Origin of the sequence: Limnohabitans sp. MMS-10A-178 (assembly GCF_003063375.1) — a bacterium.
Lineage (GTDB): Bacteria > Pseudomonadota > Gammaproteobacteria > Burkholderiales > Burkholderiaceae_C > Limnohabitans_A.
Genome location: NZ_NERY01000001.1, coordinates 938,684 through 950,783 on the forward strand (window position 1 = coordinate 938,684; position 12,100 = coordinate 950,783).

Below are 12,100 nucleotides of genomic sequence, written 5' to 3' on the forward strand. Positions count from 1 at the left end.
AACCATGGAACTTGCCCGCCTCGACCTGAACTTGCTGCTGGTGTTTCACCATCTGTTGCGAGAAAAGCGCGTGTCCAACGTGGCCACTGTGTTGAGCATGAGCCAGCCTGCCGTGAGCAGCGCGCTGGGCCGCCTGCGCGCAAGCTTGGGCGATGAGCTGTTTTTGCGCACCCAAAGCGGGATGGAACCCACGCCCTACGCTTTGCAACTGGCCGAGCCCGTGGCCGTTGCACTTGAGGGTCTGCAGCAAGCGCTCAATGTGCGCGCCTCCTTCGATCCGCTCACCAGCGAGCGCCGCTTTACCTTGGCCATGACCGATGTGGGCGAGATGTATTTCTTGCCCGTGCTAATGGATGCTTTGGCTCAGGCTGCACCTGGCGTCACACTGCAAGTGGTCAGCGTGACGCAAAGCAGCCTGAAAGACGACATGGCCTCTGGGCGAATCGACCTGGCCCTGGGTCTGCTGCCCCAACTGCAAGCTGGCTTTTTTCAGAAGGCATTGTTTCGCCAGGCCTATGTGTGCTTAATGCGGCAAGGGCACGCCTTGTATGAAAAAAAACGCCTCAGTCTCAAGTCCTTTGCGCAAGCACAGCATGTGCGAATCATTGCTGCAGGCACAGGCCACGGCCGGGTGGATGAAGCACTCGAGAAACAAGGCCTGAAGCGCAGCTTTCGCCTGACGGTGCCGCATTACGTGGCCCTGGGTGATGTGTTGGGGCACTCCGACTTGATTGCCACCGTGCCCGAGCGTTTTGCTCAGCGCGTCATAGCGCCATTTGGTCTGACCACCCGCCCGCTCCCCTTGCACGTTGAAGCCAGTGCCATCCACCAATTCTGGCACGCTCGCCTGCACAAAGACCCTGGCCACCAATGGCTTCGTGCGCTGGTGGCGCAGTGCTTTGGAGATACAAAATAGTACATCCGCCTGCAAGCTTTTCGAGAAGTTTCGTCAACTTGTTTCAGATTAAGTGGCGCGAGAGGTCATTGATACTCAAGCCGCCACTTGGCACCAAGGCATGGTTTCAGGACTTTCTAACCAGAATCAATCGCTCTTGATTTTGGCGTCGCGAATAACTTTGCCGTAACGGGACAGTTGGTCTTTGGTTAGCGCCACAAACTCTTCTGGCGTAGTGCCTGTGATTTTGAGGCCCAGACCGGCATATCGTGCCTTGATTTCTGGATCTGCCAATGCTTTGAGTGCTTCGCGATTGAGAGTGTTCACAATGTCCTTGGGCACACCAGGAGGCGCAGTCAGTGCAAACCAGGTGCTGAACTCAAAGCCCTTAACGCCCACTTCTTCAAAGGTGGGCACATTGGGGTATTCGGGGTGACGCGTTTTAGCGGGGACACCAATCATCCGAAGCTTGTTGCCTTTGATGAGCGCGGAGACAGTGGCAATGCCCTGAAATGTCACATTGACCATACCCGATGCGGCATCTTGTGCTGCTTGGCTGGCACCTTTGTAGGGTACATGTCTCAGATCGATGCCCATTTGTGCAGCAAACATGGCGCCTGCAATGTGCTGTGGGCTGCCATTGCCACCGGATGAGTAAGTGATGGTGTCAGGCTTGGCTTTGGCTGCAGCCACCAAATCGGCGATGGTCTTGAAGGGGGAGTCCATTGGAACAGCCGCTGTGAAATCGATGATCGCTGCCTGAGTGATGTAGGTGAAGTCGTTGATCGGGTTGTAGGGCGTGTTGGGGTTGAGGTTGGGCACCATCGTTAAGACGCTGTCGTTGAAACCGCCAATGGTGTAGCCATCTGGTGCCGCTTTGGCCAGACGTTCTGAACCAATGATGCCGGCTGCACCCGTGATGTTTTCAATCACAATGGGCTGACCCATGTTGACCGACATCTTCTGCGCAAGCAAACGGGCCGCCACGTCCACTGCGCTGCCAGCGGCCAATGGAATGATCATTCGGATAGGTTTGTTAGGGTAGGCTGCTTGCGCCTGAGCTTGGGCACTCAAACTCAAAGTCGAAACGCAAGCCACCACTGTGGCTACTTGCTTCACCAGCTGGTGCAATTGAAATTGCTTCATCATTGTCTCCTAGATAAAAAAAAGAAAAACTCTAAAAAATTTGACAGCTTACTCAAACATTCAGTCCGAGAACCTTTATGGCGTTTTCTCCAAGAATACCCAGACGATCATCGTCGCTGAGCTCAGGGGTACTCATGACGTGGGTCACAGGATCTTCTTCCCAAGGAATGGGATGGTCTGTGCCAATCATGATTTGTCCCGCGCCCACTTCGGCCGCCAAGTGTCGCAATGCCTCTGGTGTGAACACCAGCGAGTCGACGTAAATTTGCCGCATGTATTCAGAAGGTTTTTTGCGCAAAACGATATCGGGGTTGCAGTTCTTAGGGGAAACGAAGCAAGACCTGTCCATGCGAGGTGCATAGGAGCCCAAAAATCCGCCGCCGTGTGCCGCCAATACTTTGAGCTTTGGGTATTGGTCAAAGATGCCTTCGAAAATGAGTTTCTCTAATGCAATGGTGGTATCTAATGGATTGCCAATGGTGTTGGCCAACCAGCCGTTGCCTTTGAAGCGGTGTTGCAATTCGGGGGTGCTTTGAGGATGGATGAATAACATCACGCCCAACTCCTCAGCCTTGGCCAGCACCGGGTGAAACTCGGGATGGCAAAAATCACGACCTAGTACGCTGCCGCCAATGGCTGCGCCCTTGAGGCCGAATTTGCGAACAGCCTCTTCAAGTTGCTGCACCGCCAAGTCTGGAAACTGCATGGCCAAAGAAGCAAAGCCGGCAAATCGATTGGGTTCCCTCGCGCACAGCTCGGCCAGCCCTTCGTTGTTGATGCGGCAGATGGCTTCTGCTGTATCGCGGTCCTTGCGATACCAAAAAGGGTTGATGCTGAGCACCTGCATGTCAATGCCCATGCGGTCCATTGCGGACAGGCGCGAGGGAATATCGATGAAGTGTTCGGGGACGCCTTTCACGGGAGGAATGACGCTGGGGGCTTCATCGCCCATCAAATCAATGGCAGATTGAAAAAAGCAATGTGCATGAACATCCACGGTGCGTGCACGCTTGCCCTTGATCATGACGGGAGGGCGTCGCAAAGAAATGCCTGCCTCATCGCCAGTTGGCATCATGGTGCGCAAACCACATCCACAAAATTGCAGACCCCCAATGGGGTTGCCTGCGCCTTGAGGGATTAACCAATTTTTAAGCATTGTTGTTGTCTTTCTTGAAGGATTTGTTTGTCAATTGATCAGTCTTTTACGGTTGCAGGTGGCATGAGTTGAGCGGCCTGCTCAATTGCCCGAATCATGCGCACATGCGCGCAGCAACGGCACAAATGTTTGTCGAGTGCCTGCGCAATGTCTTGCCGCGAAGGATTGGGCTGGTGCGTTAGCAAGGCCGCAGCAGACGTCACGATACCTGAAACACAAAAGCCGCATTGCGCAGCCCGGTTTTCCAAAAAGGCCGTTTGGACTGGGTGAGGCGCTTCGGGCGTACCCAAGCCTTCTAGGGTGGTGATGTGAGCGTCTTGAACAGACCACACGGGCAAGTTGCACGACGTTTGCGGTTTGCCATCGACCAGCACCATGCAGGCGCCGCATTCTCCTTGCCCGCAGCCAAACTTCGGGCCACTCAGGCCAAGCTCGTCGCGCAATACCGACAGCAACAAGCGCTGCGGGTCTAATTCTTGTGTCACGGTCTGACCATTGACTTGCATGATTGGGACTCCATTGTTTTTATGTATTCATGGTTTCATGTGTTCATGATTTCATGAATTAGCTTCGGCATGAATAGCCACAAGCAACTGGTCAGGCGTTAGTGGCAATTGGCGCAGCCGCAGTCCAAGGGCGTGGCTCACAGCATTGGCCAAGGCTGCTGCAACAGGACCTTGTGCGGCTTCTCCAGCACCGAGCGGCGCTTTGTCAGGGCGGTCTAGCACATGAACGCAGACTTCTGGAACTTCGTTAAATCGCAAAATGGGGTAGCTGGTCCAGTCACGCGACGTGACATGCTGGGTGTCAAAGTTGACTTGTTCTTTTAGTGTCCAACTGAGGCTTTGCAATGCGCCGCCTTCGGTTTGATTGATCACGCCGTCTAGGTCAACCACCATGCCCACGTCAACTGCCAAGTCCAAATTGAGTACTCTCACTTGCTCTCCAACTTCTACGCGCGCAAGCACTGCGCACCAAGCACCCGTGTTTTTGTAGCGTGCCCAAGCCATGCCGTGTCCAATGCCTTCCTCAGTTGGGGTTGACCACCACTTGGAACGTTGGACCACCGTTTGAAGAACATCCTTGGCACGCTCATCCTGCATGTGTCTTAGACGAAAAGCCAGGGGGTCTTGGTTTGTAGCGCTGGCAATTTCGTCCATGAAAGATTCGATGGCGAACACGTTGGCAAATGCACCCAGCCCACGCATGGCCGAAGTCCTTAAGGGCATCACCATCAATCGGTGGTTGATGACATTCAAATTGGCCAAAGCATAACCAGGCACAGCGTTGCGATCGGCGCCACCACCGGCTGACAAAGGTGGGTTGATGGCAATTGGCAAGGGCTCACCGCCAGCCATTTGACTGGCTGCCAATAAGGTAGATGAGCGCGCTCGCCCTGGGCGTGAGCTGTAGCCATTGGCCCAAAGCTCGTGCTGCCAGTGCGTGATTTGGCCGCTAGGGTCTACACAGGCTTGAAGTTGTACGCTTTGGGCTGCACCCAACGGTGCATGAGCCAACTCGTCTTCTCGTGTCCAGAGCACTCGCACGTGTGCATTAGGATACTTCAGAGCCATTAGCACGGCATCGAAAGCCACATCATCGGCGCCGTTATGGCCGTAGCACCCAGCTCCTTCAACGTGATGAACAGTGATGTTGTTGCGCGAGAGTTCAGGCAAGCGCTTGGCTAGGGCCAACACGATGTCATCGCGCAGGTTGTGAATGCCTTGGCTGTGCGTCCAGATTTCAAGGTGGCTGCCATCCCATCGCGCCACCGCACAAGACGGTCCAATGGAGGCGTGGGCCAAATAGGGTTTGAAAAATGTTGCTTCAAAACGTTTCCCAGGCAAGTTGGTTTGAGCCGTCCAGTCGGATTGACCTTGTTGAAAGGGTACCGTGGTCTGGTGTTCAGCTTGACGCAAAAACTCGGGCAAATTGTGTTGCGCGGGTAATTGCTCTGGTAGCTGCCAGGTCAATGCACTGGCCACTCGCTCTGACCAAGTGTGCGCCAGGTGCTCTTGTTTGGCCACCACCGCCACAAAACTGCCATCTGACCAGCACTGCACTTCGGCTGGTAATTGTTCGATCAAGTCATTTGGAAGACTGCTTAGCTTTGCAGTCAGTGATGGTGCTCTGACAACACGGCCATGTCGCATGTCTGGCCAACGCAAATCATGAATGAAGCGGGCACGCCCAAAAACCTTGTCTTGCAGGTCTACTCTGGCGTTATCGCTTTTTCCTAAGAGCCGCCGTTGGTGGGGCTGCTTAGGCAAATATTGACCGTCGTATTCAATGTTCAGGTCGCTGTTTTGTACGAGTTGCCAGTAGTTGCCCAATGCACGCCCATTGGCCGCATGCAAAACGCCCGCCTGAACAGAGATGTCATCGATTGGCACACCCGATTGAGAAGCGGCGCGTTGCAATGCCAAACCTCGCAAATGGGCGCAGGCATGGCGAATGGCACCGCCACTGTCTTGCACCGACAAGCTGCCAGAGGTTACGCCCTCATCGGGGCCGCGCAATGTGCTGGCGCTGATTAGATTGACTTGGGCTAAGTCAACATCTAGCTCTTCGGCAGCCAACAAGCGCAGCGCCGTCAGAATGCCTTGTCCTAATTCGGCTTTGCCGGTCAAAATTTCAATGTGGCCCGGGGTCTGCAAGCTCAACCACTGCGAGAGTTTGCGGTTGGTGTGCAAACTTCCTGGCAGTTGAGTTTGTCCGTCTTGACGCTCAATGACGAAACCTCTCACGGAGGGGGGATTCTGTTGGGTCATGTTCTAAAGTAATTGCTTCTATTTGAATCTATTCTTGGCCTCTCAAGTTGTCTAATACCAATTTCGATCTTCGCCATATCACTATGGCATGGCACGAGCCCAGTCTTTTTTCTCCTGATAAGCGTCAGTGAAGCCTAAATTTCACACGTTTTTTTGTCGGTGTTTTCCCTCGTAAAAAGTGCCTTTTTAAGCTTGATGCGCCACTAATATTTGTAAGGTAGTAGTCAGGAAGTGAATTTCCTCGAATGAAGACGCGAATCAATCGCAAATTTTCATTATTTACTTATTTTTGAAAAGGGCTTTATTTCAATTAGGCGGTCATCAGGCTAATTCATAGAATCCCGAAAATTAGTTGACCCAAGTCAAGAAAGTTCTATGTTGCTTGCAGTTGTCATTGCCAAGAGTTTGATTGAGCTTTCGCTCATGTTCATCGTCGGGCGATTTTTGCTGGGATTGTTGGCTGGGCCCAACCGAGACAACAATGTTTTCTGGCAATTGCTTGATGTGGCTTCCAAGCCTGCTTTGTGGATCACTCGCAAAATCAGCCCGAAGCTGATCTTGGACCGGCACATTCCATTGGCCACCAGCAGCTGGCTCATCATTGCTTGGGTTTTTGTGGTGCAAATGAAAATTGAAATGTGCCTCGAATTGGGTATAGCAGCATGTCAGTGAACACCCATATTTCCCCAGCAAACGCAAGCACTGCTTTTCGCAGTAAATGCTTGTGGTTGAAATTCAAGGCCAAAACACTTTTGGTTTTTGGACTGCGTGCCAAAGCCCATGACACCTTTCAAGAAATTCTCGAGATCAATCCTGCCGATGCTCTAGCGCTCAACAGCCTTGGATACGCGGAGTTGAACGATCGTCATTTAGTTCAAGCTTTGAGTTACTTTGAACGTGCTCTGGTTCAGACACCCAACAATGCCAATGCTCACTTCAATGTCGGATTTGTTTGTGAAGAGCTTGGACGAAGCCAAGAGGCTGAAGTTGCATTCAAGGCGGCTCTTCAATTGGATGAGAAATTTGACCGCGCTTGGTACGGTCTGGGCTTGGTGTTGGTGCGTCAGCGAAAGCTCGAAGAGTCCTTGGAGGCTTTCAAGCGCAATACGCAACTCCAATCAATGAGCCCCTTCGCTTGGTACCAAATGGCACGGGTTCACATGGAATTGAATCAACCGGACGAAGCATTGGCGGTGATGCGTCACCTCAAAGGTTTCGAACCCAAGGTGGCGGCCCAACTCGAAAGAGAAACAGGGCTGAAATTAAACGGGTCGGATTGATGTCGAAGGTCACTTTAGATGGCTTAGAAATTCAAGTTTGTTAGTTGGTTTTTTTTAACATAAGGAGACGAGAATGCAGCTCACTGCACGGCACCAGGAATACTGGAGCAAGAATTTGAGAATCACGGGGCTCTTGCTGGCCCTGTGGTTCTCTGTGACCTTCGTACTTTTGTATTTTTCACGTGATTTGACGTTCAGCTTTTTTGGTTGGCCATTTTCCTTTTGGGTGGCTGCTCAAGGTGCTTTGATTGTCTATTGCCTGATCATTTGGTACTACGCGCGCTACATGAACAACCTTGACAAGGAATATGGCGTATCAGAAGGAGAAGAGTCATGAGCGTTTTTGGAGGGGAGGGCCAATCCCAAGGCCAGTTTCAGAAATCGCTGAACAGAGTTTTCATTTTCTACGGCGTCGGCTTTGCAGCTTTTGTGATTGCACTTGCCGTTCTCGAGCAAATGGGGATGCACAGGGACTACATTGGCTATGCCTTCCTGGCGGCCACGGTACTCTTGTATGCCGGCATTGGCGTGATGAGTCGAACCAATGATGCAGCCGAATATTATGTGGCTGGCCGTCGTGTGCCAGCCATTTACAACGGTATGGCCACTGGCTCTGACTGGATGTCAGCGGCGTCTTTCATTGGTATGGCCGGTACGCTGTACCTCACAGGTTACGGTGGTTTGGCCTTTATTTTGGGCTGGACTGGCGGCTACTGTTTGGTGGCTTTGTTCTTGGCCCCTTACCTGCGTAAGTTTGGCCAGTTCACCATTCCCGACTTCTTGGGTGCACGCTACGGCGGCAACATGGCTCGTTCGATTGGTATCTTTGCTGCCATCTTGGTGTCCTTCGTTTATGTGGTGGCTCAGATCTTCGGCGTTGGCTTGATCACTGCTCGCATGACAGGTTTGTCATTTGATGTGGGTGTGTATGTGGGCTTGGCAGGTATTTTGGTCTGCTCGTTCTTGGGTGGTATGCGCGCAGTGACTTGGACTCAGGTGGCGCAATACCTCATCTTGATCGTGGCTTACATGATTCCTGTGGTTTGGTTGTCGGTGAAACACACTAGCAATCCTGTGCCTCAGGTTGCCTATGGCTACCTGCTTGAAAAAGTGACTGCCAAAGAAGAGCAGCTGTTGAAAGATCCCAAAGAACTTGAAGTTCGCGGTATTTTCAAAGCTCGCGCTGATGCAGCCGCTGAAAAACTGAAAGATGTTCCTGCCGCTTTGGCCGCTGACAGAGAAGCCGCTAACAAAAAGCTGGAAGACCTGAAAGCAGCCAACGCACCAGAAGCTGAAATCAAGGCCGCTACCGCCGCGATTGCTGCTCTGCCTAAAGATGAGGCTGCTGCTAAAGCTGCTTACACCGCTGCTCGTACGACCAACACAGCTCGTGCAGCACCGCCCTTGCGTCATGCTGAGCCTTTCCCTGGCAAAGATGAGGCTGCCAGAGACATTGCACGGAAGAACTTCTTGGCATTGGTCTTCTGCTTGATGATTGGTACGGCCGCTTTGCCGCACATTCTGATGCGCTTCTACACCGTGCCTTCGGTGCGTGAAGCCCGTGAGTCAGTGGCATGGTCTTTGTTCTTCATTTCGCTGCTGTACTTCACGGCGCCTGCTTTGGCGGTGTTGGTGAAGTTCGACATCTACACGCTGTTGGTCGGCACGCCGATGGATCAGCTACCGGGATGGATTGCGCGATGGAATGTGGTTGACCCCACCCTCATGGCAGTTTCTGACATCAACAAAGATGGCATCTTGCAGTTGGCAGAAATCCGCTTGGGCGGTGACATTGTGGTGTTGGCCACACCTGAAATTGGCGGCTTGCCGTTCGTGATTTCTGGTTTGGTTGCTGCTGGTGGTTTGGCTGCGGCTTTGTCCACTGCCGATGGCTTGTTGCTGACCATTGCCAATGCGATGTCACACGACTTGTACTACAAAATCATTGACCCCAATGCATCCGCAAACCGTCGCGTTGCGCTCTCCAAAGTGATTTTGGTGTTCGTTGCTTTGGCAGCTGCTTATGTGGCATCTCTGCGAATGGCTGACATTTTATTCTTGGTGTCTGCCGCGTTCTCGTTTGCTGCTGCAGCCTTCTTCCCAGCATTGACCCTCGGCATCTTCTGGAAGCGTGCCAACAAGTGGGGTGCTTCTTTGGGTATGGTGGCTGGTTTGGGCATTTCCTTCTACTACATGGTCAAGACACATCCTTGGATGTACGGCTTGTTCCACAACGGTAGCCTGACACCAGAAATTCTGAAGGCCAACACATGGTGGGACATTGCGCCTATCTCTGCTGGTATTTTCGGTGTGCCGCTGGGTTTTGCAGTGATCATCATTGTTTCTTTGATCACCAAAGAGCCTTCTCAAGAAGTTCAGGAGCTCGTTGAAAACGTTCGCTTCCCAAGCTTTGACGGTACCACTTCACAAGGTACGGCCATGCACTAAGGACACCATGTTTGCAAGGTCAAACTTGCAAACTTGAATCCTCAAAACAAAACCCCCGATTGCTGTGTGCAATCGGGGGTTTTTGTTTTTGTGAAGTTTCAGCTTTAATTAATTCATGAATCAAGACACTTCAAAGAATCGCATCACCACCCGATCAGGGTGCCTTGCGCCGGTGCCAATGAACATGCGCTCACTGATCCAATGGAGTACTGGGGATGAAGTTTCGAAGCGCGGCATGCAACGAAAGTAAACCGATTCGGGGTTCACCACTTCGCCTTTCAGAAGCTTGGCCATGACATCGGGTGAGGCCGTGCGAATAGCGCTGTTTTGTACATAAATCAAGTCGCCTGCATCGGTTTCTAAAGCATAGCGCGCATCCAGCTCTGCCATTCGCTCGTTCACAATGAGTTGAAAATCTGCGCCGCCAGGCAAGACGCGTGCAGTCCAGCCATTGCCAGTTGCAGAGCCACCCAAAATAGGAATAACTCGCCGCTTGCCGTGAAGGGTTTGGCCCACTTCGATGGGCTTGTCGACTTGCACCGATAGATCGGCAAAGAATTTGAGTTCGGGTGTTGGTAGGAGTGACATAAAACCAATTTGATTTTCAAAAAATGCGAGGGCAAGCTTCTTTCCGCAATAATAGTGCATCAATGACTTCTGCTTCAAAACCCCTGCTCACATCGAACCAGCTGAGAAAACTCGCTACGCATGAGCCCGGTCACTGCACCTGCGCCTTGAGAATATGCCGTGGCTGGGAGAGTGTGGGTGATGATCGCTGGCCTGCTGAACAGATGGTGTCAGCAGGCACGCTCAGAGCCGAACTGCCTGAGGGTCAGCTCGATTTGAGCTTTGAAGAATTTCATCCCGAAGGCACGCGCTACGATTCGCCAGATGCGCCCATTGCGCTGGCCTATTTCCCTTACAACCGTTGCGATGTATACGCCTGCAAAACCTGCCAATGTACCGTTCTCAAGTACACCGAATACGGCGGCTATTATGTCGACCACCGCGTTCGATTGGTGGATGCGGGCAACGTCATTGACCGCACCATAATTGACCCATTGACTTAAAAGTGAGAACCATCTTGAAAACAACTCTACGCTCTTTGATTGCACTTGGCCTGTGCACATTCGCCATATCTTCAGCTTTGGCTCAAAACGATTTTGTCCAAGCCGCAGCCAAGGAGCCTGGTGCCAAAGTCACAGCTTCAGGTTTGGTGTTTCGCTCTTTGCAAGATGGCCAAGGCATTAGCCCCATGGCCACAGACAAAGTCAGAGTGCATTACCGCGGAACTTTTCCAGACGGTAAGGAATTCGACAGTTCTTACAAGCGCAATCAAACCATTGAATTCCCTTTGAATGGTGTGATTCCCTGTTGGACTGAAGGCGTGCAACTCATGAAAGTGGGTGGCAAAGCCAAGCTCACTTGCCCGCCCGCCATTGCCTATGGCTCACGGGGTGCAGGCGGTGTTATTCCGCCCAATGCCACACTTCAATTTGAAGTTGAACTGGTTGCCGTTTCGGGAAAATAACTGAAGCTTCGTGGAGGCTACTCACTTTAAATGAGTAGCCTCAAGCTCTGGGCTGTTTGCTGCAACAGGGGTAGCCACTCATTGGCCAAATGAGGTGCATCTGAGCCTGCACCCGAGCGAACCAAGTTGAGCGCGGCAATGGTTTCACCCCTTTCATTGCGCAGGGGTACCGCCAGTGCATCAACCCCTAGTTCGTGCTCTTGTTTGGCATAGCCATAATCTTGTTTGGCAATTCGTTTTAGTTTTTGCCGAAACACTTTGGCTTGAGTCACTGTGTGTGCGGTAAGGCGGCTCAAAGTGTTTTCTTCTAGCCAAGCATCAAGGGCCTCGCTCGATAAATTTGCCAATAAAACTTGCCCGGTAGATGTGGCGTGTGCGGGCAATCTGGTGCCCACGTGCAGGCCATATGCCAAGACCATTGAATTGGCTTTGGCATTTGTGTCGGCGGCTTGCCAAATACCGCGAGCCACAATCATGACGGCATCTTTTTGCAAAACGGCGACGGAACAAGACAAGCGAGTAGCTGCACTCAACTGATGCAGGCTAGGTTGCACAGAGCGCGGCAGTCTTGCGCCTGATAAGTAGCTGCCAGTGAATCCGAGCACCTTGGCGGAAAGCCAGTAGTACTGGCCATCTGTTTCCAAGTAGCCCAAGTGCGCCAAGGTCAGCAAGTGCCTTCGGGCTGTGGCACGGCTGAGGCCCGTGCGCTCTGCAGTGAGGGTGGCATTGAGGCGCTGCCTGTCCGTGTCAAAACACTCTAAAACCGCCATGCCTCGGGCAATGCCTTCAATCCAATCTGAGGGGTTCATGTTCTGGGGTTCCATCAAATGCGCGATGATCGTGCGTGTATTCTACTCATCGTGCAGAGCTCAC

At 52.3% G+C, this 12,100-nt stretch carries 13 protein-coding genes; 7 read left to right on the top strand and 6 right to left on the bottom strand.

The annotated features are described in order from the left end of the window. Window positions 1–4 precede the first annotated feature (4 nt). Window positions 5–916: a LysR family transcriptional regulator gene (locus B9Z32_RS04715; protein ID WP_108420162.1), complete on the top strand. Its 912-nt coding sequence runs from the start codon at window positions 5–7 to the stop codon at window positions 914–916. A gap of 126 nt (window positions 917–1,042) precedes the next feature. On the opposite strand, the gene B9Z32_RS04720 is transcribed toward B9Z32_RS04715, so the two are convergent. Genes B9Z32_RS04720 through B9Z32_RS04735 form a run of 4 tightly spaced genes read right to left on the bottom strand, consistent with a single transcriptional unit; the run spans window position 1,043 to window position 5,968 of the window. Beyond that, window positions 1,043–2,041, bottom strand: coding sequence for a tripartite tricarboxylate transporter substrate binding protein (locus tag B9Z32_RS04720; protein WP_233248078.1), 999 nt, complete (start codon window positions 2,039–2,041; stop codon window positions 1,043–1,045). 52 nt (window positions 2,042–2,093) lie between these two features. Then, window positions 2,094–3,197 (bottom strand): amidohydrolase family protein, encoded by a 1,104-nt coding sequence (locus B9Z32_RS04725; RefSeq protein ID WP_199219942.1) that lies wholly within the window; start codon window positions 3,195–3,197, stop codon window positions 2,094–2,096. 38 nt (window positions 3,198–3,235) lie between these two features. Beyond that, entirely contained in the window at window positions 3,236–3,703 is a 468-nt protein-coding gene (locus B9Z32_RS04730) for a (2Fe-2S)-binding protein (RefSeq protein ID WP_108420163.1), read from the bottom strand. Window positions 3,704–3,754: 51 nt separating this feature from the next. Then, window positions 3,755–5,968 (bottom strand): molybdopterin cofactor-binding domain-containing protein, encoded by a 2,214-nt coding sequence (locus B9Z32_RS04735; protein ID WP_108420164.1) that lies wholly within the window; start codon window positions 5,966–5,968, stop codon window positions 3,755–3,757. Between the two features lie 375 nt (window positions 5,969–6,343). On the opposite strand from B9Z32_RS04735, the gene B9Z32_RS04740 reads away from it, so the two are divergent. From B9Z32_RS04740 to B9Z32_RS04755, 4 genes are all read left to right on the top strand, one after another. Next, entirely contained in the window at window positions 6,344–6,640 is a 297-nt protein-coding gene (locus B9Z32_RS04740; RefSeq protein WP_108420165.1) for a hypothetical protein, read from the top strand. Next, complete coding sequence (locus B9Z32_RS04745; protein ID WP_108420166.1) at window positions 6,631–7,248, top strand: tetratricopeptide repeat protein; 618 nt, start codon at window positions 6,631–6,633, stop codon at window positions 7,246–7,248. The genes B9Z32_RS04740 and B9Z32_RS04745 overlap by 10 nt, the downstream gene beginning before the upstream one ends. Before the next feature lie 73 nt (window positions 7,249–7,321). Next, window positions 7,322–7,585: a DUF4212 domain-containing protein gene (locus tag B9Z32_RS04750; RefSeq protein WP_108420167.1), complete on the top strand. Its 264-nt coding sequence runs from the start codon at window positions 7,322–7,324 to the stop codon at window positions 7,583–7,585. After that, a complete protein-coding gene (locus tag B9Z32_RS04755) occupies window positions 7,582–9,696 on the top strand; it encodes a sodium:solute symporter family protein (protein WP_108420168.1) in 2,115 nt (704 codons plus the stop codon). The genes B9Z32_RS04750 and B9Z32_RS04755 overlap by 4 nt, the downstream gene beginning before the upstream one ends. A 120-nt stretch (window positions 9,697–9,816) precedes the next feature. On the opposite strand, the gene B9Z32_RS04760 is transcribed toward B9Z32_RS04755, so the two are convergent. Then, on the bottom strand, window positions 9,817–10,284 hold the full coding sequence (locus tag B9Z32_RS04760) for a DUF3237 domain-containing protein (RefSeq protein ID WP_108420998.1): 468 nt from the start codon (window positions 10,282–10,284) through the stop codon (window positions 9,817–9,819). Window positions 10,285–10,346: 62 nt separating this feature from the next. Here B9Z32_RS04760 and B9Z32_RS04765 point away from each other — a divergent pair, with 62 nt between their 5' ends. Further along, complete coding sequence (locus tag B9Z32_RS04765) at window positions 10,347–10,766, top strand: hypothetical protein (protein ID WP_108420169.1); 420 nt, start codon at window positions 10,347–10,349, stop codon at window positions 10,764–10,766. Window positions 10,767–10,843: 77 nt separating this feature from the next. Further along, on the top strand, window positions 10,844–11,227 hold the full coding sequence (locus B9Z32_RS04770; RefSeq protein ID WP_233248190.1) for an FKBP-type peptidyl-prolyl cis-trans isomerase: 384 nt from the start codon (window positions 10,844–10,846) through the stop codon (window positions 11,225–11,227). Between the two features lie 26 nt (window positions 11,228–11,253). Here the strand turns inward: B9Z32_RS04770 and B9Z32_RS04775 are convergent, their stop codons facing one another. Continuing rightward, a complete protein-coding gene (locus B9Z32_RS04775) occupies window positions 11,254–12,036 on the bottom strand; it encodes an IclR family transcriptional regulator C-terminal domain-containing protein (RefSeq protein WP_233248080.1) in 783 nt (260 codons plus the stop codon). Between the last annotated feature and the right edge of the window lie 64 nt (window positions 12,037–12,100).